Source organism: Mariniflexile litorale (genome assembly GCF_031128465.2).
GTDB lineage: Bacteria > Bacteroidota > Bacteroidia > Flavobacteriales > Flavobacteriaceae > Mariniflexile > Mariniflexile litorale.
The window spans coordinates 3,782,636-3,806,729 of sequence record NZ_CP155618.1; the positions used below are offsets into that span (position 1 = coordinate 3,782,636).

General features: G+C 33.1%; 23 protein-coding genes. 18 read left to right on the top strand and 5 right to left on the bottom strand.

Going from position 1 to position 24,094, the window contains the following annotated elements:
* Position 1: 1 nt before the first annotated feature.
* Entirely contained in the window at positions 2 to 559 is a 558-nt protein-coding gene (locus tag QLS71_RS15915; RefSeq protein WP_308992807.1) for a biopolymer transporter ExbD, read from the bottom strand.
* Positions 560 to 821: 262 nt separating this feature from the next.
* Between QLS71_RS15915 and QLS71_RS15920 the strand changes: the two genes are divergently transcribed.
* Positions 822 to 1,502: a hypothetical protein gene (locus QLS71_RS15920; RefSeq protein ID WP_308992806.1), complete on the top strand. Its 681-nt coding sequence runs from the start codon at positions 822 to 824 to the stop codon at positions 1,500 to 1,502.
* A gap of 2 nt (positions 1,503 to 1,504) precedes the next feature.
* Here QLS71_RS15920 and mgrA read toward each other — a convergent pair whose 3' ends face one another.
* Both mgrA and QLS71_RS15930 read right to left on the bottom strand, forming a co-directional pair.
* A complete protein-coding gene (gene mgrA, locus QLS71_RS15925; protein WP_308992805.1) occupies positions 1,505 to 2,518 on the bottom strand; it encodes an L-glyceraldehyde 3-phosphate reductase in 1,014 nt (337 codons plus the stop codon).
* Between the two features lie 125 nt (positions 2,519 to 2,643).
* On the bottom strand, positions 2,644 to 4,926 hold the full coding sequence (locus QLS71_RS15930; RefSeq protein WP_308992804.1) for a S9 family peptidase: 2,283 nt from the start codon (positions 4,924 to 4,926) through the stop codon (positions 2,644 to 2,646).
* Between the two features lie 204 nt (positions 4,927 to 5,130).
* Here QLS71_RS15930 and QLS71_RS15935 point away from each other — a divergent pair, with 204 nt between their 5' ends.
* The 10 genes from QLS71_RS15935 (at position 5,131) to QLS71_RS15980 (ending at position 14,533) form a co-directional block, all read left to right on the top strand.
* On the top strand, positions 5,131 to 6,684 hold the full coding sequence (locus tag QLS71_RS15935; protein WP_308992803.1) for a DEAD/DEAH box helicase: 1,554 nt from the start codon (positions 5,131 to 5,133) through the stop codon (positions 6,682 to 6,684).
* Between the two features lie 93 nt (positions 6,685 to 6,777).
* The gene (locus tag QLS71_RS15940; protein ID WP_308992802.1) at positions 6,778 to 7,896 is read left to right on the top strand and encodes a DEAD/DEAH box helicase; all 1,119 of its coding nucleotides are present in this window, start codon (positions 6,778 to 6,780) and stop codon (positions 7,894 to 7,896) included.
* A gap of 25 nt (positions 7,897 to 7,921) precedes the next feature.
* Positions 7,922 to 8,374, top strand: coding sequence for a cold shock domain-containing protein (locus tag QLS71_RS15945; RefSeq protein WP_308992801.1), 453 nt, complete (start codon positions 7,922 to 7,924; stop codon positions 8,372 to 8,374).
* A gap of 32 nt (positions 8,375 to 8,406) precedes the next feature.
* Entirely contained in the window at positions 8,407 to 9,321 is a 915-nt protein-coding gene (locus QLS71_RS15950; protein ID WP_308992800.1) for an EamA family transporter, read from the top strand.
* Positions 9,311 to 10,156, top strand: a complete 846-nt coding sequence (locus QLS71_RS15955) for a DMT family transporter (RefSeq protein WP_308992799.1) — start codon at positions 9,311 to 9,313, stop codon at positions 10,154 to 10,156. The genes QLS71_RS15950 and QLS71_RS15955 overlap by 11 nt, the downstream gene beginning before the upstream one ends.
* A gap of 113 nt (positions 10,157 to 10,269) precedes the next feature.
* Complete coding sequence (locus tag QLS71_RS15960) at positions 10,270 to 11,274, top strand: glycosyltransferase family 9 protein (RefSeq protein WP_308992798.1); 1,005 nt, start codon at positions 10,270 to 10,272, stop codon at positions 11,272 to 11,274.
* Positions 11,275 to 11,349: 75 nt separating this feature from the next.
* Complete coding sequence (locus QLS71_RS15965; RefSeq protein WP_308992797.1) at positions 11,350 to 12,582, top strand: hypothetical protein; 1,233 nt, start codon at positions 11,350 to 11,352, stop codon at positions 12,580 to 12,582.
* Between the two features lie 90 nt (positions 12,583 to 12,672).
* Positions 12,673 to 13,221, top strand: a complete 549-nt coding sequence (locus QLS71_RS15970; protein ID WP_308992796.1) for a DUF4251 domain-containing protein — start codon at positions 12,673 to 12,675, stop codon at positions 13,219 to 13,221.
* 12 nt (positions 13,222 to 13,233) lie between these two features.
* The gene (locus tag QLS71_RS15975) at positions 13,234 to 13,650 is read left to right on the top strand and encodes an OsmC family protein (RefSeq protein WP_308992795.1); all 417 of its coding nucleotides are present in this window, start codon (positions 13,234 to 13,236) and stop codon (positions 13,648 to 13,650) included.
* Between the two features lie 253 nt (positions 13,651 to 13,903).
* Positions 13,904 to 14,533, top strand: coding sequence for a hypothetical protein (locus tag QLS71_RS15980; protein ID WP_308992794.1), 630 nt, complete (start codon positions 13,904 to 13,906; stop codon positions 14,531 to 14,533).
* 168 nt (positions 14,534 to 14,701) lie between these two features.
* On the opposite strand, the gene QLS71_RS15985 is transcribed toward QLS71_RS15980, so the two are convergent.
* The gene (locus QLS71_RS15985; protein ID WP_308992793.1) at positions 14,702 to 15,049 is read right to left on the bottom strand and encodes a hypothetical protein; all 348 of its coding nucleotides are present in this window, start codon (positions 15,047 to 15,049) and stop codon (positions 14,702 to 14,704) included.
* 364 nt (positions 15,050 to 15,413) lie between these two features.
* On the opposite strand from QLS71_RS15985, the gene QLS71_RS15990 reads away from it, so the two are divergent.
* From QLS71_RS15990 to QLS71_RS16020, 7 genes are all read left to right on the top strand, one after another.
* A complete protein-coding gene (locus QLS71_RS15990) occupies positions 15,414 to 16,745 on the top strand; it encodes a TolC family protein (RefSeq protein ID WP_308992792.1) in 1,332 nt (443 codons plus the stop codon).
* A gap of 11 nt (positions 16,746 to 16,756) precedes the next feature.
* On the top strand, positions 16,757 to 17,962 hold the full coding sequence (locus QLS71_RS15995; protein ID WP_308992791.1) for an efflux RND transporter periplasmic adaptor subunit: 1,206 nt from the start codon (positions 16,757 to 16,759) through the stop codon (positions 17,960 to 17,962).
* A gap of 6 nt (positions 17,963 to 17,968) precedes the next feature.
* The gene (locus QLS71_RS16000; protein WP_308992790.1) at positions 17,969 to 18,712 is read left to right on the top strand and encodes an ABC transporter ATP-binding protein; all 744 of its coding nucleotides are present in this window, start codon (positions 17,969 to 17,971) and stop codon (positions 18,710 to 18,712) included.
* A gap of 2 nt (positions 18,713 to 18,714) precedes the next feature.
* Positions 18,715 to 19,935 carry an ABC transporter permease gene (locus QLS71_RS16005; protein WP_308992789.1) on the top strand — a complete coding sequence of 407 codons (1,221 nt, stop codon included), beginning with the start codon at positions 18,715 to 18,717 and terminating at the stop codon, positions 19,933 to 19,935.
* A gap of 231 nt (positions 19,936 to 20,166) precedes the next feature.
* The gene (locus QLS71_RS16010) at positions 20,167 to 20,979 is read left to right on the top strand and encodes a histidine kinase (protein WP_308992788.1); all 813 of its coding nucleotides are present in this window, start codon (positions 20,167 to 20,169) and stop codon (positions 20,977 to 20,979) included.
* Positions 20,980 to 20,983: 4 nt separating this feature from the next.
* Positions 20,984 to 21,718: a LytTR family DNA-binding domain-containing protein gene (locus QLS71_RS16015; RefSeq protein ID WP_308992787.1), complete on the top strand. Its 735-nt coding sequence runs from the start codon at positions 20,984 to 20,986 to the stop codon at positions 21,716 to 21,718.
* 163 nt (positions 21,719 to 21,881) lie between these two features.
* Positions 21,882 to 22,487 carry a DUF6515 family protein gene (locus tag QLS71_RS16020; protein WP_308992786.1) on the top strand — a complete coding sequence of 202 codons (606 nt, stop codon included), beginning with the start codon at positions 21,882 to 21,884 and terminating at the stop codon, positions 22,485 to 22,487.
* 171 nt (positions 22,488 to 22,658) lie between these two features.
* Here the strand turns inward: QLS71_RS16020 and QLS71_RS16025 are convergent, their stop codons facing one another.
* Entirely contained in the window at positions 22,659 to 24,044 is a 1,386-nt protein-coding gene (locus QLS71_RS16025; protein WP_308992785.1) for a right-handed parallel beta-helix repeat-containing protein, read from the bottom strand.
* Positions 24,045 to 24,094: the final 50 nt, after the last annotated feature.

Below are 24,094 nucleotides of genomic sequence, written 5' to 3' on the forward strand. Positions count from 1 at the left end.
TTTATTTTGTTACCACTTCTATAAGTGCAAAAGGATATGCTTCTCTCACTTTTTTTAATTCTTTATTCGTTAATTTATCTGCAGATTTTTTGAGTATTTTATCAGAATAAGTGTTTCTTAGTTCGTAATATGCTTTTGTTATTTCATTTTGAACAAGAATAAACTGTTTGTAAGATGTTTGTTTTCCGTTTTCTAAAGAAATAACAGCTTCTTTTGGATTTTTTGACGCATTCAAAGTTTTTTCTCCAGTGCAGTATGTGCAACTTCCATCAGCATTATTATCAATAAAGTTTTTGGTAATATCTTTTAAAGCTTCAATGGAAATGATCTCTTTTCCAACCATTATTTCATCCTCATTATTAATTACAATGCGTAACATATTATTTTCGTTAACAGAACTGATACAATCTATTCCAGGTGGACACGCTTCGGGTAAAACTCTATTAATCCCTTCATCAGAAGAAATGGTTGCAGTAACTAAAAAGAAAATGAGCAATAAAAATGCAATATCTGCCATAGAGCCTGCATTTACTTCGGGCATTAATTTTGAATGTCTCATGTGTATGGTTTTAATTCTTAATATAATGGATACCTCACAAAAACAATACCGTAAGCAATACAATATCACGTATTTATAAATGCTATCTGAATATTAGTGATTAGAAAGTAGAGAATCGTGATTGAAATTCTGCTTTAGGAACGGTTTTTGTTAAATGAATGTGAAATTAAGTGGCTTATAAAGGTCTTTTTAAGATAAAAAAATATCTTTGATACTAAGTAAGCCTTTTTTAATATAAACCCAAAACTATTTTATAAAACTGATGAAGCTATTTTTATCATTTTTTATCTTATTCACCACATCATTTTTTGCTAGCGCTCAAATAGATAGTAGAAATAGATCTACAGCTATACCTGCGGTTGAAAGTAAGAAGGAAGTCGATAATACTCCAAAAATAATACCTTCTCAACCCAATAATACAAACAATGCCACCTTTGGAAGTTTAAATGTACCTAATTTGTCAACGGGTATTGAGGCACCTAAAAAGGAGTTTTCTTTATTTGGTGAAAAATTTGGAAACCCAGGAGAACTTTATACAAAACAGTTAAATAATCAGTTAGCCAATACAAAATTAACACCAAAAGAAGTTGAAGAACGAAATGGCAGTTCAACCGATCAATATCTTGGTGATTTTAAAAGTAATGCAAAATTTGTAAATATTTCGTATCGCGATCATGGATATGTTGATGGCGATTTAATTCAGGTTTTAGTAAACGACGATGTTGTTCAAGCCAGAGTGTTTTTAAATGGTGGCTTTAGCGGCTTTAAACTCGACTTGCAAAAAGGTTTTAATAAGATTGATTTTTTAGCTCTAAATCAAGGTCAATCTGGGCCAAATACAGCCGAGTTTCGAGTGATCGACGATATGGGTAATTTAGTATCTGCCAATCAATGGAATCTCGCTACGGGGGTAAAAGCTACTATTATTGTTGTTAAGGAATAGTTTTAATATACGATCTTATCAATCAACTTCAATTCGTCCTCAGAAAAACTCAAGTTATCTAAAGCTTTTACATTTTCTTTAAGTTGATTAGTAGAACTGGCGCCAATTAAAACCGATGCTACTTGCGGCTGTCTTAAAATCCAAGCAATCGCCATCTGTGATAATTTTTGACCACGTTCTTGTGCGATCTCATTTAAAAGCTGTACTTTTTCTAGATTACTAGTTACAGTATCTACATTCAAATAGGTTAAATCTTTAGCAGCTCTAGAATCTTTAGGAATACCTTTTAAATATTTATCAGTAAGCATCCCTTGTGCTAAAGGTGAAAAGGCGATGCAGCCCACACCGTTTTGGTTTAAAGCATTTAAAAGACCATCTTCAACCCAACGATCCAACATAGAATAACGTGCCTGGTGTAATATAAATGGGACATCTAAACGTTTTAAAATAGCAGCAGCTTCTTGGGTTTCTTTAGGTTGATAATTGGAAATACCGATATACAAAGCTTTTCCTTGGCGAACCATATCAGCTAAAGCGCCCATGGTTTCCTCTAAAGGTGTATCGGGGTCTGGTCTGTGATGATAAAAGATATCAACATAATCCAATCCCATACGCTTCAAACTTTGGTCTATGCTTGAAATTAAATATTTTCTAGAACCAAAATTGCCATAAGGCCCTGGCCACATATCATAACCAGCTTTACTGGCTATAAATAATTCATCTCTATAATTTTTGAAATCCTTTTTAAAAATAGTTCCGAAATTTTCTTCCGCAGAACCAAATGGAGGGCCATAATTATTTGCTAAATCAAAATGAGTAATGCCTAAATCGAATGCACATCTTAATACCTCTCTACCATTTTGTATGTTATCAACAAACCCAAAGTTATGCCATAAACCAAGTGAAATAGCGGGCAAAAGAACACCGCTTTTTCCTGTTCTATTGTAGGTCATACTTTCATAGCGTTGCGAACTTGCTAAATACTCTTTGACTCCAGATTTATCGTTAATTTGCATAAAAAAAAATTAAGAGGTAAAGATATAAATTACTTTTTGAGTAAAACTCATAAATAAAAAAAGCCCTTCAAATAATTTCCAAAGGGCTTTTTAAATGTTTTACTAATCTTTAAAGGGCTTTTGATTTACTTTTTTAAATGCTTTGCAAAAAAGCCCATCATAGCTTTGTAAAGAGCTATTGAGTTCTCTTCTTTTGCAAATCCATGACCTTCGTCGTATTTAACCATATATGGGACATCAAAGCCTTTAGCACGCAAACCACTTACAATTTGATCGGACTCGTTAATATTTACTCTAGGATCATTAGCCCCTTGAACTACAAAAAGCGGTTTCTTTATTTTATCGATATGAAATACGGGAGATACTTCTTCCATAATAACTTTTTCTTCAGGAATGTCAGAATCATACCAAATCTCTTTTACAATTTCTGTGTAAGGCTTCCAATACTCTGGAAACGAATCAAAGAAGGTAAAGATGTTTGACACGCCCACATAGTCTACACCACATGCATATAAATCGGGGGTTTTTGTAAGCCCTCGTAGAACCGCATAACCACCGTGACTTCCGCCATAAATAGCAGCATTATCTTTATCTACCCAACCTTCGTTTATTACGTATTGAAGCCCGTCTTCAACGTCATCCATGGCTTTTCTACCAATTTGTTTGAACCCTGATTCTAAAAATTCTTTTCCATAACCTCCCGATATTCTAAAATTTACTTGTAATGTGGCATAACCACGGCTTGCAAATAGTTGTGCTTCAGGGTTAAAACCCCAAGAATCTCTAATGCCTTGTGGTCCACCATGTGGATTTACAATTACGGGAACCTTTTTTCCATTAAGAGCTTCTTTTGGTAGGGTAATGTAACCGTAAATTGTTTTTCCGTCTCTGCTTTTAAAGGTTATGGGTCGCATTTCTGCCATATCTTTTTCAATAAGATTTGGCATTAAATCATATAATAATTTGAAGGTGTCTTTCTTGGCATCGTATGAGTAATAGGTGCCGTATAATTTATCACTTTGGATAAAAATTAAATACTTACTTTCATCATCAGTTACATCTGCAATCGAATAATTGTAATTCGGAAATTTGGTAGTGATTTTTTTATGTAGCTTTTTATAATAATTGCTTACGGGTACCACTATTCTTTTTTCACCTTCGTATGAAAAATAATCTAACTCATAATTTCTATTTCTTGATAACCTTAATCCGGAAACATCATAATTATCGTTTGAAAATAATTTTTTGATAATCTTATCTTCCTTTAGATCGTATAAATAAATTCGAGTTTTATCGCTATCTAAATTAGAGATAACGTAGGCTTCGTGAGGGTTTTTAGAGGCATAATTAAAAGATGAAATACTAAAGTTATCCTTCCAATTTAATTGTTTTAGTATTTCATAATTTTCGCCATCTAGGGTATAATATAAATCTATATTTATACCGTTGCGCATTTTTGCAAACCCTCTTAGATTACCATCTTTATCAAACTCATAACTATTTATAGGATTAGCGGAATCTTCATTTTTGTATAATTGAACTAGCTCGCCACTAATGATATTAATTTTATAGGGTTCGAATATTTGAGGATTATTTTTATTCATAGATATAATCATATGATCTTTATCTTCTTTCAAACCTTCTAGTATTTGAACCTTAACACCCTCGTAAGGGGTTAACTCTTTTTGGTTAGCACCATCAATATCTACACCAAATAAGTGGTAGTTTTCGTTGCCGCCTTTGTCCATTACATAAATTAATCGGTTATCATTAGCCCAACCAAAACCACGAATCAGTTCTTCTTTTTCTTCAATAACTCTCTTGACTTCATTTGTTTCTAAATTTTTTACATAAACATGGTTTTTAGTGTTTTCATCTTTTTCTCTATATGATAAATAAGTTCCATTTGGAGAAAAACTAAATGATCTTGCTTTTGGTTTAGCAAAATAATCTTCAGCATCATATTTGTAATTGGTTGGATTCCAATTTGCTAATTTTTCTAAATCAGCATCTGAAGTAGGAAGCTCCGTGTTGCCAGGAAGCGTTTTTACTGTTTTTGATAATACTAAGGGTAATTCCATACCACCTTGATAAAACGTACCTGTAATGGTGTTTTTTTCTAACTTGCCTACATATTTAATTCCTGCTTGATTAAATTTAATAGTTAATGTATTATCAGTAAAGCGTGTCTCGTCCATGGGGATGTCGGTGGCACCTTGCGATGGACTATCCATAGTAGAGTTGTAAGTTTCATTTTCACTTTTAACATTGAAAAGTAATGGCATTTCAGTGCCTTGAATCGATAATTTTCCTTCCCAAGAACCAACAATGTCCTGAGCTGTTGTTTGAGTTGTAATGCACAAAAAGAAGATTAATGCACCACTAATTTTTAAATGTGTGGTTTTCATTTTATAAAAAATTAAGTAATTATTTATATTAAAAAAATTAATATACAAGGTAATACTATTTAGTTAGTTGATTAAAAGTAAGTTTTGTTACAAAATTGAATGAAAAAAAAGTAAATACTAAAATTCATTTTAAATTTTCATAGCAATCATGCGTCAAAAACGCTTTAAAGATGTTATTTTTGCACGCCTTATATTAAGAAATACATGTCTATATCAAAAACAGAATTAGAAGAAAGAGATGCTGGTAAAAATTTATATAGCTATCAAAAAGGAGCTATTGATAAAATTTTTAAAGCCTTTGAAGAATCTCCAGACGATTATCATTTGCTATACCAATTACCAACAGGTGGAGGTAAAACAGTTATATTCTCAGAAATTGTAAGACAGTATCTTAAACACCATAAAAAGAAGGTGTTGGTATTGACGCATCGTATCGAGTTGTGTAAACAAACGTCTACCATGCTTACCGAATTTGAGGTTGTAAATAAAGTAATTGATAGCAAAGCCGATTTAAGCGATCAAGCGGAATACAGTTGTTTTGTTGCTATGGTGGAAACCTTAAATAATAGGTTAAACGATGACAAACTGGATATTTCTGATATTGGTTTGGTTATTATTGATGAGGCACATTACAATTCATTTACTAAATTATTTAAGTTTTTTAGTCAGTCGTTTATTTTAGGAGTTACTGCAACACCTTTAAGTTCGAGTATTGAATTACCTATGACTGACAATTATGATGAGTTAATTGTTGGAGAAAGCATCGAATCGCTTATTTCAAATGGATTTTTGGCACAAGCCGAAATGTTTACATATAATGTAGGTTTAACCTCTTTAGTAGTGGGGGCAAATGGCGATTACACCGTCAAATCATCTGAAGACCTATATACAGATAATGACATGCTTACCAAGTTGTTACAAGCATACGAAGAACGTTGTAAAGGTAAGAAAACCTTAATTTTTAACAACGGTATAAATACCTCTTTGCATGTTTACGACACCTTTAGAAGAGCTGGGTACCCGGTTGCTCATCTTGATAATACCAATAGCAAAAAAGAGCGTGCCATGATCCTTAAATGGTTTAAAAAAACACCAGACGCTATTTTATCATCAGTTAGTATTTTAACTACTGGTTTTGATGAGCCGACGGTAGATAGCATTATTTTGAATCGTGCAACGAAGTCATTAACGCTTTATTATCAAATGATTGGTCGTGGTTCTCGTATCTTAAAAAATAAAAAAACTTTTAGTGTTATAGATTTAGGTAACAATTTTCACCGCTTCGGTCCATGGGGCGATAATTTAGATTGGCAACGTATATTTAAATCGCCCAATTATTATTTAGATTCTATTTTAAGTGATGATGAACTTGAAAGCAATTTCAGATATGAAATGCCAGACGAATTGCGTGCAGAGTTTTCAAAATCTAAAGAGGTCTATTTTGATATTCAAAAAACATATGTAGACTCTATTAGAAACGGAGAGTCTTCCAAAGTGGTTTTAGAACGTTCTATTGAACAGCATGGCTATATATGTGTTGAAAATAGCGAAGATGTTTATGACGCGTTAGGATTGGCTAAAAAGCTAGGTGATGATATCGATTTTAGAATTCAACGTTATACGAAGTGTATTAGTAAAAGCACTTTTAATTTTGTTGAATGGTTAAAAGACGATTACAAAAAAAAGCTAAACTCCTATTTGAGATCTAATTTTGACGACGTTTTCGAAAGTATTCACGGCTATCCGCCAGAAGATTAATGAAATCAATTACGAATTATCAATTATTCATTGTCAATTGATAATTGATAATTGTGAAAGAAGGCGTATCTTTGCAAGATCGTAAATAAAAGTATGCCAACATTTTCAGATTTAGGGGTTCAAAAAGACTTTGTAAAAGCACTTAAGGAACTAGAAATTAAAACCCCAACCGATATACAGGAACAAACCATTCCTGTATTGTTAGAATCCACTACAGATTTTATTGGTTTAGCACAAACAGGTACGGGCAAAACAGCGGCTTATGGATTACCTATTCTACATCAAATAGACACGTCATTAAATCACGTACAAGCTTTGATATTAGCACCAACACGTGAGTTGGTTCAGCAAATAAAGAAGCAACTTTTTAAATTTACAAAATATTCCGAAGAAAAAATATTTGCAGAAGGTGTTTACGGTGGTGAAAAAATAGAAAAACAGATTTCAGCTTTAAGGAGAACAACTCATATTATCATTGCAACTCCAGGACGCTTATTGGATTTAATAGAACGCGACCATGTTAACATCAAACACATTAAAACGCTTGTGTTGGATGAAGCTGATGAGATGCTAAGTATGGGTTTTAAAGAGGATTTGAATAAGATATTAAAACATAATACAGGGAAACGACACACATGGTTATTTTCTGCAACGATGCCTGAAGAGATACAACGTATTATAAAAACTTATATGTCACCAAATGCTATTAGAGTAGAGGTGAACAAGGAAGATTTGGTAAACGTTAATATCACGCACCAGTATATTTCAACAACTATTAAAGAAAAATTTAATATCTTAGTAACATTGTTAGGTAGAACAAAGGATGAACGAGGTATTATTTTTTGTAGAACCAAAGCAGGGACTAAAGATTTAACCGAAAAATTGCAAGACGAAGGCTTTTCCGTTGGTGCTTTAGAAGGCGATATGCAACAAAAAGAACGTGATAAAGTGATGCGTGCTTTTAAAAATGGTTCATTACAAGTTTTAATTTCTACCGATGTGTCTGCAAGAGGTATTGATGTTGATAATTTATCATTTGTTATTCATCATCAACTTCCAGAGCAATTAGAATATTATACCCATAGAAGTGGAAGAACTGCCCGAGCAGGGAAAAAAGGACATTCTATAGCATTAATAATTCCTGGAGAATTACAAAAAATACACGATATTCAAAAGGCTTTGAATATTCAAATAAAAGAAATAATCATATAATTAATTAATACTGTTAACATAAACAATGGCAAAATCGCAAGTTACTTTTAATAAAATTGAAAAAGAAAAGAAACGCTTAAAAAAACGAGAAGATAAGCAAAAGAAAAAAGATGCTCGTAAAGCAGAAGCAAAAGAAAACCCACAAGGTATTCAGTTTGCTTATGTAGACTATAATGGTAATTTAACCGATACTCCTCCAGATCCTAATTCTAAAGTAAAAGTGGATGCAGAAAGTATTGAATTAGGTATTCCAAAGAAAGAAGACAGAGGTGAAGAGGAACCAACAGGAAAAGAAGGTAAAGTTTCATTTTTTGATACCTCTAAAGGTTTTGGTTTTATTCTAGATAGCATCAATCAAGAAAAATACTTTGTACACGTAAGTGGTTTGTTAGAACCAATTAAAGAAAACGATAAAGTTTCTTACGAATTGGAACGCGGGCAAAAAGGTATGAATGCAGTTCGAGTAAAAAAGATTTAACTCGATTATCATATAGTTTATTTTAATAATTTATGAGTATTCCTCGTAAAGCCATACTCATTATAATAGCATTTTTTGCTATATATGTTATTTGGGGTTCTACATATCTGCTTAATAAAATTGTAGTTACAGAAGTAGCACCCTTATATTTGGCTTCTATCCGTTTTACCACAGCATCTGTTTTAATTTTTATAATTGCCAAAGCTATGAAGCTTAGTCTTGCTATTAGCATGCGGCAATTATTAAATAACACGCTTGCTGGTTTTCTTTTTCTGGTATATGGCAACGGTGTTTTTGTTTGGGCATTAAAATATGTTGATAGCGGTTTTGGGGCTCTTGAAGCATCTATACAACCGTTAATGGTTTTGGTGATGATGCGTATGATAGATGGAAAGAAAATCCAAAAAAAATCCATAATAGGTATTTCTCTCGGAATTATTGGTATGTATTTGCTGGTTAGCCAACAACAATTAATTTATCAAAAAGACAGTTTAATAGGTATCATCATGATTTTTACCTGCGTAATAAGCTGGAGTTCGGGGAGTTTGTTTGTAGCAAGAACCCAATTAGGACCTAATTACTTTGTAAATACCGCTTACCAAATGCTAAGTTCAGGCATATTACTTTCTATATTTAGTCTCTTATTGGGAGAAACTTGGTTATCTCCTTTACAATGGAGTTCTTCTGCTCAAGGCGCTATGGGGCTTCTTATAATATTTGGAAGCATTGTAGCCTTTACAGCATTTAATTATTTACTTAAAGAAGTCTCTACTGAAAAAGTATCTACTTCTGCTCTTGTAAATCCTATTATTGCTTTAATTTTAGGTTGGTATATTTTAGACGAACAAATTACAGGACAATCTATAGTAGCTGCTATTATTTTATTAACAGGTGTGTATTTTATCAATTCGAGGCGTGCTATCAAACCAAGAATGCATGGACGTTAGGAATGCTATAAAATTTATGATTTTAAGCACCATGGCATTTGCTTGTATGAATGTGGTAGTTAAGTATCTAGACAATGTAAATACGTACCAAATTGTGTTTTTTAGGTCGTTAGGATCTTTATTTTTTACTTTTGGTTACCTGTTAAAAAACAAAATTCCTCTCATAGGAAATAAAAATAAACTCTTAATATTAAGGTCGGTAGTTGGAGCAACTTCTATGTTGTTTTTCTTTATGTCTGTTAAGTATTTATCGGTTGGTACAGCTGTTTCTTTACGTTACACAGCGCCCATTTTTGCTGCCATTTTTGCAGTTTTTATTCTTAAAGAGCAAATTAAAACCTTACAATGGTTGTTTTTTGTGGTATCGTTTATTGGGGTTTTAATCTTAAAAGGTATTGATAATCAAATGGATACTACAGGATTGTTATTGGTTATAATAGCAGCCATGCTTAGTGGTTTGGTTTATATTATGATCAACCAAATAGGTCAAAGTGAACACCCTGTAGTGGTGGTTAATTATTTCATGGTCACAGCCATGATTTTAGGAGGTGTTCTTTCTATAGGTAATTGGGTAACACCAACAGGAAACGAATGGCCCTTACTCTTTAGTTTGGGTGTTTTTGGCTATTTTGGGCAAATTTATATGACCAAAGCATTTCAAACAGCTTCCACCAATATTATTGCACCATTAAAATATGTAGAAGTCGTTTTTACCGTATTATTAGGAATAACCTTGTTTAACGAAGTTTACACGTTTTGGAGCTTATTTGGCATGGTTTTAATCATTAGCGGATTGGTTTTGAATGTGTGGTATAAAGGCAAGTTAAAGCAATAAGGTTGCTTTTTTTTATAGTAATTATGGTGTAATTTGCATTTTTTTAAAAATAGTTTTAATTACAAAGAAATATGGGGTTTAAACAAAGCATCAATCAAGTTAGAAGGCGATTAATGCATAAAATAACCAAAAGTGTAGGGAGTTCTTATTCGGAGCCTAAAATCAAACCAGGTCAACAAATAGACATTAAGAAGGTGTTAATTATCAGACCCAACCACCGATTAGGAAATCAATTACTGTTAACACCTTTGGTACAAGAGGTTATAAACACCTTTCCGGATTGTAAAATTGATTTGTTTGTAAAAGGGGGTGTTGCATATCCTGTTTTTGAAAATTACAAGCATATTAATAAAATCGTTCAGTTACCAAGAAAACCCTTCAGTAATTTATTTAAGTATGCATCTGGATGGGTATCTATTAAAAGTACTAAATACGACTTAGTAATTAATGGTGATAAAAATTCATCATCTGGGCGTTTATTAACTCAAATTGCCAATGCATCTTTTAAAGTTTTTGGAGAGGTGAATGAAGCTATTCAAAAGCAATATTCGGATCACAAGCATATTTCAAAATCGCCTATTTATAATTTACGCCATTATTTAACAAAATTAGGGTTGCCTAAAAACGAGAGTTCATTGCCTGTTTTAGATATCAAATTGAGTGATGCTGAAGTTATTCAGGGGAAGAAAATTTTGGATACTATTGTTAAAAACGATCAAAAAACCATTTGTATTTACACGAATGCTACAGGCGAGAAATGTTATTCCGAAACGTGGTGGGAAGTCTTTTATGCACGTCTGAAAAAGGAATATGCCAATTATAACATTATAGAAATGTTACCTATTGAAAACATTTCGAAAATCAATTTTAAAGCAGCTCATTTTTACAGTAAAGATGTACGCGAAATGGGGGCTATAATAAAAAACACCTCCATATTTATTGCTGCCGATAATGGTGTCATGCATTTAGCCAGCGCCTCGCTTACACCAACAGTCGGATTTTTTTCGGTAACAAATCCAGATGTTTATGAGCCTTATGGTAACGGAAGCTTGGCATTAGACACGAATAATACAAATATTGATGATTGGATGAAAGCAATTAGTACTATCTTAAAGTAACTATTAGAAAGCATTGCCATTCCTGTATTTGCCTTAAAAAAACAACTAATTTACTGTACTTTTAAAAACCATGCTATGTTTATTAAAGTTCAAGGCAATCAATTCATAAAAAACAAGCAGCCTTATCATTTTATTGGAACCAATTTTTGGTATGGTGCGCATTTGGCTGCAAAACAATCGGGCGATAGAATACGTTTATTAAAAGAACTGGATACTTTAAAGGAGCATGGCATTACTAATTTAAGAATCATGGCTGGTTCTGAAGGAGCCAATCATTCACCATATAACATTCCAGTTTCCATGCAACCCGAACTTGGAATTTATAATGAAACTATTTTAGAAGGTTTAGATTTTTTAATTACTGAGATGCATAAAAGAGATATGCATGCAGTATTGTGCTTAAGTAACTTTTGGTATTGGTCTGGGGGTATGTCACAGTATCTGTCTTGGGTTACAGGTGAAGCTATTCCGTATCCAAATAACACGAACGATTGGGAAAAGTACATGCGCTTTACAGCTGAATTCTATACAAATGAAGCGGCTATTAGTGCCTATACTTCACATGTTGAAACCATTGTGACGCGTATAAATTCAATTACTAACATACCATATTTTGACGATCCAACTATTATGAGTTGGGAATTGGCTAATGAGCCTTATGCGATTCAAAACCAAATTGAATATCTCAAATGGATTGAAGTTTCGAGCGCACATATTAAACAGTGGGCACCAAATCAATTAGTAACTATAGGAGGGGAGGGTAATACGCCTTTTCCGTGGTTTACAAATAATAACTGTTTGTCTGATTATAGTTTCGAAAGTTTCGATTATATAACCATTCATGTTTGGATTCAAAACTGGGAATGGTATAATCCGAATAATCATGATAAAACGTATAAAGCTGCTTTAAAGAAAGCTAAAAGCTATATTAACGAGCATTTGGCTATTGCATCTACATATAATAAACCTTTAGTTTTGGAAGAATTCGGAATTTCAAGAGATGATTTAGATTATACAAAACAATCATCTGTAAACCATAGAAACACCTATTTTAAGGATGTGTTTGATGTGCTTTTAGAAAATATAAATAGCAACACGGGTTTTGTAGGATGTAATTTTTGGTCTTGGGGTGGTTTTGGTAACGTGCACACACCTGGCGAGGTTTCAAATAATAACATGGAGTTTATTGGCGATCCAGCGCACGAACCCCAAGGTTGGTACAGTGTTTTTGAATCGGACCAAAGTACACTTCAACTTATAAAGACTTATAATTCAAAATTGAAAGCGTTAAATAACCGAGACATTTAGAGGAAACCAGCTCTTTAATTTTTTTAACGTTTTATTATCAGGCCATATTACTAGTATTTAGTATTTTAGACTGTGTTAAAATATTACAAGATGAAATCTATTTATTTACTTTTAGGACTTTTTATTATAGCAACAGTATCTTGTAAGTCGTCTAAATCCACCATAAGTCAACCAGAAATAGACGCCTTTACCACTATGGTTGCTAATAAACAATTTCGTATTGAGTCCGATTGGGCCTATCCACAAGTTACTACTGCGATGCAACAAGTGTTAAATTCCAGATTATTACAAGGAGGTAGTTCGGCAGGGGGTATTAATTTAATAGGAAATTCAAACTTTTTACGTATTTCTGGAGATAGCATTACATCATATTTACCTTATTTTGGTGAGCGCCAAATGAATGTGGCGTATGGCGGCGGCGATAGCGCCATTGAGTTTAAGGGTTTAATTGAAAATTACAAGGCAGTACAAAACAGCGACAATAGCTATACGATAAGTTTAGAAGCAAAAAGCCATTCAGAAAATTTTAATGTTTATATAAAGTTAAGCCCTAATTTAAGGAGTGATATGACACTTAACGGCACTTCAAGATTTCCAATACAATATAGGGGCAGTGTAGCAGCAATTAACAATCCATAAATAAATATAATTATGAAATTTACAAGAAAAGCAAATGCGCAATGGAAAGGAAGCGGTAAAGAAGGCAAAGGAACTGTTACAACAGCAAGTAATGTGCTTAATAAAACACCTTACTCATTTCATTCACGATTTGAAAACGGCACAGGTACGAATCCAGAAGAATTGGTAGGTGCAGCACACGCAGGATGTTTTGCAATGCAACTAAGTTTTTTATTAAATGAGTCCGGTTTTACAGCAACCACCTTAGATGTTTCGGCAACGGTAACGTTTGAAGATGGTAGTATTGTTCTTATAGTGTTAAATTTAGAAGGTCGTGTCCCCGATATCCGCGAGGAACAATTTATACAAATAGCAACTAAGGCTAAAGAAATTTGTCCCATTTCAAAACTTTTAAACACCACTATAGAATTAAAAACAAACTTATCTTAGGTGTACCATTAGCAACTTTTATTTGAATGGAGGAACGCTTTCTACATTATTTTAATTTATAAGAATTAGTATAGCTAAAACTCCTAATAAGCAGCGTACGTTTGTTTGGAGTTGTATGTTTTATTTTCCTCTATAAAAGCTGCTCTTTTATCCATAATGAGTCCTTTTATCGAGAATTTTTATAGTTCACAAGATTTTTTAGGAAGCAATGAGAGTAATTATTTAGTTTTAAACTAATTAATTAAGTTTCCTCATGAAAAACCTATTCATTTTATTTTGTCTTATTGCTTTTACTAGTCCAATTTCTACACTTACTGCGCAGCAATATGCGAGTGTTTTAGACGATGTGCCTCTAGATCATAAGAAACAGAATCCTATTTATTATTTATCTCTAAAGAAATTAACAAATACGGACACCATTCCAGATTTTGACTCAAAACCCAATAAACTTAAAATATCGGGTACTATTTATCAAAGCGATGGAAAAACCCCCGCCAAAGACGTGGTGCTTTTTATTTACCAAGCTGATGAAGATGGGAGTTATGAGATTAAAAAAGATGATAACCGCAAGCGCTATGTGCACCACCGTGCATGGATAAAAACGGATGCCGATGGTCATTACACCTTTTATACCTTTATGCCAGGTAAATATTTACGCAACAAGGAGTTAAAACAAATACATCGAATTATTAAAGAGCCTGGAAAAGCAGAATACAATTTAGCATCCTTCTTTTTTAATGATGATCCCCTATTACCAGACCTTACTCTAGCATGTCGTGCTCAAGCCGTACAAAGTATGCTAAGATTAGAAAAAGAAGGTGATATGTATGTGGCTACGAAAGACATTAAGCTAAATAAAACATTGCCAGTGCTAGAGCAATAATCATCGCTTTTAAAAAATTAGAGGTTCTAAATAAATCCGTGGTTATATTTGAGACATAAGAAGTATTGAGTACATAAAGAAGGGTTAGATTTTATTAAAATCTAACCCTTCTTATTTATATTTAGTATTGACATGTTAACTTCTACACTAATTTTAAGTCACCAAATTTTAGTTTACATCAACGGTCAAACAATCATCATAAGACCCATTAATATAAGTGTCTACATAATAACAGATATCTTGATCGCCAGTACTAGTCCATTTTATTAGAATACTTTCTCCATTATTATATATTTGAACGATTTCACCACCAGTGACTTCCCAATGGACTTCTTCAATTTCAGGATCATCCAAATCTAATCCATCTAAATCGATCCAATATGCGTTGGTTTCATTTAAATTGACATATGTGGGACCACGAACTTCAATATCTTGGGCAAAACCAAAGTAACCAATCATTAACATAAAAAATAAGGACATGTACCATTTATTGGTAGTTTTTGTTATTTGTTTCATTGTTTAATGTTTTAATTAATAGTTGTTTTTAATTAAAATGTAAATTTCGAAATAACATTATTTTCTCAAATATAATAAAAACATATTAAATATCCTATAATAAATTATGGTAAATTCCTATATAAATATGGTAAGGGATTACATGTTTAGTTGCTATTGCTTACAATTTTAAAGTTTTCCATAGTTATTAAATTACAATCTTTTTGCTTTTTATTTGTACTATTTCATTTTTCATTACAAAATATAAAAATCGCGTCGATAAAAAAGGAGCTTCTGTATAGCAAATAGCTTAGAACTTCTATTACAGTTTAATTAGAGGGGAGATAGTGTCACTTTTGAAGTGTTAATTTAAAATACTCAAAAAATGAAATTTTATCTCATTATAGCAAGCTTGTTAGTAACCTCATTTACTTTTACGCAAGAAACCCCTAGTAACCCATCTCTAAAAATATGGTCTTTACAAGATTGTATTGCTTATGCCTTAGAAAACAATATAACGGTAAAAGACGCTGCCTTAAACAAGAACATGGCAGAGATTGATTATAGTAAAGCAAAATCATCTAGACTCCCCAATTTATTTGGTAGTGCCTCACAGAATTTTTCGAGTGGTAATACTATAGATCCTATAACTAGCGATTATGTAACCGACCAAATTCACAGTACAAATGTGGGTGTTAATAGTTCCATAACCTTGTTTCAAGGTAATCAAATTAGCAATCAAATTAAACAAAATAAATTATGGCTCGAACAAAGTATTTTTCAAGAAGAAGTAGAAAAAAATAACATTGTTTTAAATCTTTTAGAAACTTATTTACAAACCTTATTTAGCAAAGAAAGTATTGCTATTGCCGAAAATAATTTAGCAGCTTCAGAAAAAGAAGTGCTACGTGCTAAAGCTCGTTTAGACGCAGGTACCATTGCCTTAAGCGATTATACCGAAGCACAAAGTCAAGCAGCAACTAATAAATATAATGTTATTACATCAAAAAATAACTACCAACAATACATCATTGCCCTAAAACAATTATTAGAGTTACCACCAATGGAAGCTTTAGAAATTGAAACCATAGATGAAAACATGGGTGTAATTAATCCAGAGCTAAACAAAATAGAAGTTTATAGTAAAGCTTTAAGTTTTTTACCAGAAATTCAAGCTAGTAATCTAAAAATTGCAGCAAACGAGAAGGAATTAGACATAGCTAAAGGTGGATTTTTACCCACTTTATCTTTAACAGGAAGTCTTGGTTCTGGTTATACAAGTATTAATGACAATACGTTTTCTGATCAGTTTAATGTTAATTTCAATCAAAGACTTGGTCTTTCGTTAAGCATTCCCATATTCAATAGAAACCAAACCAAAGCTGCTGTAAAAGCGGCCTCTATTAATATTGAAAAAGCCCAAATACAAAAACAAAGTACCGAAAAGGAAGTCTATAAAAAAGTAGAAACGACGTATCAAAATGCGGTATCAGCACAAGAGCAGGTTATTGCTGCTGAAGCTTCAAAAAATGCTGCTGAGCAATCGTACAAACTTGCTCAAAAAAAGTATGAATTGGGAGATTTAAGTACTACCGATTTAGTAATTAGTCAAAACACATTCACCAATGCTCAACAAAACTATTTACAGGCTAAATATTTGAATATTTTATACCATCAATTATTACAATTTTATCAAGGCAACAACATTAATCTTTAATCTACACAATCATGAAAAATAAAAAAAATATCATCATAGGAAGCGTCATACTAATCATACTTGCAATTGTAGGCTATAGTTTTATAAATCGCGACGATGCGATGGTTATAGAAGTGAAAACCGTTAAGGCTAAAAAAGCGAACGTAACCACCATGGTGACTGCAACAGGAACCATAGAACCGATTACTCAAGTTGAAGTGGGTACACAAGTTTCAGGAGTTGTAGAAAAAATATATGTAGACTATAACAGTGTGGTTAAAGAAGGGCAACTCATTGCTGAGTTGGACAAAACAAATCTTAACGCTTCTAAAACACAAGCACAAGCCGCTTACGATAATGCTGTAAGTCAAAGAAACTACACAAAAACAATTTACGACAGACAAAAAACATTATATGATAATCAAGTGATAAGTAAATCTGATTTTGATGATGCACAATATAATTATCAAACAGCAAAAGGAACAGTTACTCAGCGTTATTCCGACTTACAACAAGCCAGAACTAATTTAGGATATGCTAATATTTACTCACCTATAAACGGCGTTGTGTTGTCAAGAGCCATAGATGAAGGGCAAACCGTTGCAGCAAGTTTAAGTACCCCAACCTTATTTACAATTGCTCAAGATTTAAAAGAAATGCAAGTTGAAGCAGATGTAGATGAAGCAGATATTGGGCAAGTAAAAGAAGGACAACGCGTTACATTTACAGTCGACGCTTACTTAGGCGAAACCTTTGAAGGTGTGGTTACACAAGTACGTTTAGACCCGACAGTCACTTCTAATGTAGTAACGTATACTGTTGTAATTAAAGCAGATAATCCAGATTTAAAACTTAAACCAGGATTAACAGCAACCATTTCTATTTACACTTTAGAATTGAATAATGTGCTAACTGCGGAAGCTAAAGCCATCAACTTTAAACCTGAAAGAGAAACTTTATCAACTTATAATTTACAACATCAATTATCAGATAATAATAGCAAATTGTCTCATACGGAAACTACACTTTGGGTATTGGGAAATAACGGAGCTATTACACCTAAAACAGTAACACTAGGTGCAAGTGATGGTGTTAATGTGCAAGTATTAAGTGGTGTTTTAGTAGGAGAAAAACTAGTGTATATTCTAAAAGGTATTGCTAAATCAGAAGCTAGTGCTGCTGCTAAAAGCGAAAGCCCCTTTATGCCACAACGTCCAGGAGGTAACAAGAAAAAATAGAAAACCATGAGTAAAGCAATCATAAAAATAGACGATTTAAAACGAGAGTTTACCATGGGAACAGAGACTGTTCATGCATTGAGAGGTATTTCGTTTAATATAAAAGAAGGGGAATTTGTAACCATAATGGGATCCAGTGGTTCAGGAAAAAGTACGTTGTTAAATATTTTAGGCTGTTTAGACCAACCCACTTTTGGAACCTATGAAATTGATGGTGTAAGTGTAAAAGACTTATCTAGAAATGAATTAGCAACCATTAGAAACGAAAAGATTGGGTTTATTTTTCAATCGTATAATTTATTGGCTAGAACATCGGCATTAGAAAATGTAGAACTCCCTTTATTATACAACAGTAAAGTATCAACTGAAGAACGCAGAGAAAGAGCTATTAAAGCACTAGAAATGGTTGGTTTAGCTGACAGAATGAATCATACACCATCAGAACTTTCGGGAGGACAACAACAACGTGTGGCTATTGCAAGATCGTTGGTTAATAACCCAGTTATGATATTAGCAGATGAAGCAACAGGAAATTTAGATACAAGAACCTCTTACGAGATTATGTCTTTATTTCAAGAATTAAACAAACAAGGTATTACTATTACGTTTGTAACCCACGAACCTGATATAGCAACCTTTAGTAGTAGAACCATAGTATTAAAAGATGGAGAAATTATGCAAGATTATTTAAATAATAATGTACAATCTGCAGCAAACGAATTAGCTAAATTACCTAAACAAGACGATTAATTATGAGACTATTAAATTTATTTAAAATCGCAACAAAAGCTATTGTTCTTAATAAAACAAGAACTTTATTGACAATGCTTGGTATTATTATAGGTGTGGCCTCTGTTATTGCTATGTTAGCCATTGGCGAAGGCTCTAAGGAGAGTATTCGTACCACCATTTCAGCAATGGGTTCTAACATGATTACCATTAGACCTGGAGCAGATGATAGAGGTCCAGCCAGAGGAAGTGGAGGTAATGTGCAAACCTTAACACTAAAAAATTACGAAACTATAAAAGAAAAAGCCACGTTGTTAAGTTATATTACACCAGTTGTAAATGGTGGAGGACAAGTTATTAATGGTTCTAACAACTGGCCAACTACTATTTATGGCGTAAATCCAGAGTATTTAAATATTAAAGTAGTGGATTTACAAAGTGGTAGTATGTTTACAGATGCCGAAGTGAAATCGGCATCTAAAGTGGTTGTAATTGGGCAAACTGTTGTAGACAATGTGTTTACCAATGGTCAAAATCCAGTAGGACAGATGATTCGTTTTAATAATATTCCTTTTAAAGTTATTGGTGTTTTAGAAGAAAAAGGCGAAAACACCTTTGGCCAAGACCAAGACGATGTGGTTATTGCACCTTATACAACAGTACAAAAACGAATTTTGGCAATAGATTATTTAAATCAAATTATGGCTTCTGCTATTAGTGAAGATGATGCTGCCAAAGCAGTAACACAAGTTTCTGAACTACTACGTACAGAGCATAAATTAATGGATAATGAAGACGACGATTTTACTGTACGATCTATGGAAGAGTTAATTTCTACCTTTAGTTCCACTAGCGAAATGCTTACAATACTACTCGTTGCAGTAGCAAGTATTTCGTTATTAATTGGAGGCATTGGGATTATGAATATCATGTATGTCTCTGTTAAAGAGCGTACAAAGGAAATTGGTTTACGTATGGCCGTAGGAGGTAAGGGGTCCGATATTTTAATGCAATTTTTAATCGAAGCTATTTTAATAAGTATTACAGGAGGGATTTTAGGTGTATTATTAGGGCTTGGAGCAACGGTGTTTATCGAAAAATTCTTAAATTGGCCTACAAGCGTGGCACTGTATTCTATCGTGATTTCTTTTGCTGTATGTGCTGTAACAGGTATCTTTTTTGGATGGTATCCTGCAAGAAAAGCATCGGCTTTAGACCCAATAACTGCGCTGCGTTACGAATAATTAATTATGTATAAAAACAAGAAAATAACTGTACTCTCACATCTAATCGTTTGGTTTGTATTACTTAGTATGCCTTATCTTTTGTCTTATCAGCAACAAGAAATTAGTAGGGTGGTAGTGCATTTTTGGATTCCGATACTATTTTATGCTATCATTTTTTACTTTAACTTTTTTGTATTAATAGATCGCTTTTTATTTACTAAAAAAACAGTTCAATTCATCATTATAAATATGATTTTAATTGCTTTTTTCATAATACTAAAAGAACAAATAGAAGACCGTTTTTTTCAAGAGCTTATTAAAAAAAGACAAAATAATAATAGTGATGGAGTTGGACCACCAGTTAAATTATTCATCTACATACAAATGTTATGGTATATGGCACCTTTGTTATTTTCAATAGCTATTAAAACCACAAAGCGCTGGGTAAAAACTGAAGCAGAACGTAAAGAAGCAACCAATTATAAGTTGAAATCGGAATTACAACATTTACATTATCAGTTGCAGCCCCATTTCTTTTTTAATTCACTTAATAATATCTATTCATTGGTAGATATTTCTCCAGAACAAGCTAAAACATCTATACACAGTTTAAGCAAGCTCATGCGTTACATGCTGTATGAAACCAATTTGGAATTGGTACCCCTATCCAAAGAAATTGATTTTCTAAAAAAATATATCGATTTAATGAAATTACGGGTATCGGATAAAACAGAGGTTTATGACAGTTTTCCATTGGAAACATCGGGAATTCAAATAGCTCCCTTACTATTTATTTCGCTTATAGAAAATGCCTTTAAACATGGGGTATCTGCCAGTAAAGAAAACCATATCAATATAACAATGACCTGTGATAAAAAAACAGTGTTGTTTATTATTGAAAACGATAACTTTCCTAAAAAAACCGATGATAAAAGTGGTTCTGGAATTGGTTTAAAAAATCTAGAAAAAAGGTTACAGTTATTATATACCAATAAGCATGTTTTTAAAACAACTCTACAAGACAATCGTTTTTTAGTATATTTAAAAATAGAAACAGCTTAATGATATGAGCAACTTAAAAATTACCTGTGTTATTGTAGACGATGAACCTATGGCGCTTAATTTAGTAGAGAGTTATGTGGAGAAAACGCCTTTTTTAGAGCTTAAAAAAAAGTGTAGTAGTGCTATTGAAGCTATGGAGTTTATAAAAAATGAACCTGTAGACTTACTGTTTTTAGACATACAGATGCCCGATTTAACAGGTCTTGAGTTTTCAAAAATGTTACCCAAAGACACACGCATCATTTTTACCACAGCATTCGATCAATATGCCTTAGAAGGCTTTAAAGTAGAAGCTTTAGATTACTTATTAAAGCCTTTTGATTATGCTGAATTTCTAGCAGCTGCAAACAAAGCAAGTACCTGGTTTCGCTTGGTAAAAGGAAACCAACAATCCCTACTTTCCGAAGAAAAAGAATTTCTTTTTGTAAAATCGGAATACAAACAACTGCGCATTAAATTGGCTGATGTGCTGTATTTTGAAGGCTTGAAAGACTATATTAAAATATGGCTAAAAGACAATCCGAAGGCTGTTTTAACGCTTATGAGTTTAAAGTCCTTAGAAGAAGAACTTCCAGAAACAAAGTTTATGCGTGTACACCGCTCCTTTATTGTGTCTTTAAAAAATATTGAAGTTATAGAGCGCAGTCAAATTATCATCAATAACCAGCGCATCACGGTTTCAGAGCAATATAAACCCAAATTCTTAGCGTTTGTAAACAATAATTCCCTTAATACCTAAGCATTCTTTTAGGCTTCATCTTTAAAATGAATGTATTGGTAGGTACAATTCCAGCAACCGTCTATTTGCTTTTATTAATCTATATCATAGCAATACCTTTAAACTATTAAGACAAAACAGCGTCTAAATATTAAAGAAAGTGGAACCTAAAATCTTATGAATTATGAAAACATTTATTAAAGTATACGCATTATCAGCACTATTTTTAGTAGCTATGACAACACAAGTTTCTGCACAAACACGTCGTGGTAGTACCACAACAAATACAACTGTAAAAACAAAAAGTACAACACTGGCTAAAAGCAACACTACAAATAGAAGAATATCCAGTACAAAAGTAACCTATAAAACGCCTAAAAAAAAGGTGGTTTCAGTAAGAACAGTACCTAATAGAACGCTTATTAAACACAACGGGCAAGATTATTATTATGCAAATAATAACTATTACACACCATCTAGAGGTCGTTATATTGTAATAGCTCCAAAAGTGGGATTTAGAATAAAAGTATTGCCTACAAACTATAAAAGAGTCCGTTTTAACAATCATAATTATTTTAATGTACAAGGTATCTTTTACACCCAAATAAATAATGAATACGAAGTTGTAGATCCAGAAATAGGAACTGTAGTTTATGAACTTCCAGAAGATTATGAAAAAGTAAGCTTGGATGGTTTAACCTATTACGAATATGCTAATATACTTTATGAAAAAGTACAAGTTAATGGCACCCGAGCCTACCAAGTAGTTGGTATTATAGATATGGAATAACGATGTATAGATTAATTGATTACTAGCAGAAAAGGAGGTTCTATTTTTATAATGAGCCTCCTTTTTGATTTTGTCATTTCTAGGAACCAGAAATAACATGATTTGATTTACTTGTATAATTACTTCTTTGTCCAAATAACAAAAAGGAATGTTCTATAAGCAGGCCCCCATTTACCAACCATCAACCACACACTGCATGGTATAGGGTTTGGTTTCCGATAACGGTAACTCTTCAAGAGTGTCTCCTAAATAATTACCGCTGGCAAAACCCGTCACATTTTTAAAACGGTACGACCAGCAAAACCTCAGGTTAGGATGCGCTTCCGAATAGGTTACCACATTATCTTCTAATATAACATTTTCAAAATCGCCAAAGGCTACAAAGTAACCAAGAAACTTATTACGACGCACATCAGCATCCGAACTTTTATACATATACATCCCACAGCTATTACATACATTTTCATGTACATAGGTTGCTCGATTGTGTCCTTTTTTTCCGCCACCGGAGTACTGAATATAGCCTAATCTGCCGTTTACCGAACCCGATGTCATGGTAATGCTATTTCTAGCAATAATATTATGGGTTTTATGCCAACTCACAATAGGGCCATCTACATAGGTATTCCCGTCGCCTTGTTCCATAACATTATCTAGAATATACACATTTTCACCACTTGTATTCACTATATCGCCTCCTTTATTGTGATGAAAATAATTATTCTGAATCAAAATATCTTCATCCACACGTCCTGGGCCTTCTATATCAATTCCAAATTGCGGACTGGTGCCACCTATATGATGGATTTCATTCTCAGTAATTTTAATACGAACACCGCCCACTATAGAAATGCCTTGACGCCTGTTGTTGTATATGTTATTATTCACGAAAGTAACATCGTTGGAGTCCAGGACTAAAGAACCATCACCTGTTACATTTTGAATTTCCATATTTTCTATTAATACATTCGTGTTATCCCAAACACAAATACCATGACCTTCATCATGGGCTGTGCCACCATCGCCATCACGGGGTGTATACACATGTGTGCTTCGGTCGCCTCTAATAACACCATCCCGAACACGAATGTTATCACCATTCAATCTAAGTACACAGTAATTCCATTTATCATTGGTGTCAATTTCTAGAATAGCACCTGGACTAAATACAAAATCGGTATTATCTCTAATCTCAATACCACCTTGGTAAATATCGTTTACATATTCACCTATCAAATAATGACCATCTGGCAGTACAATACGACTATAGCCTTCCTTATGGGCCCAATCGATGGCTGCTTGTAAGTTCTCAGTGGTTTTAAGTGCGTTTGTTCTATTAATAGGGATGTCCCATTGAACGACATCAATGGTGTATTCTAGGTTGTTAATTATACTAGGTAATTGTACGTCAAATAGCATTTTGGGCAAGCCATTCGTATCTAAATCTTCGGCATCGGCACCATAATCTGTTGCATTCAAGTCGTCGTGGTCATTGTAGCAGGAACTCAAAAAAAGAACCGCCATAAGGAGGAGTAGGTAGTGGGTGGTTTTTTTCATGGGGCATTATTAAAATAAGGTTAACTATAAATTTGGGATATACTAAACGC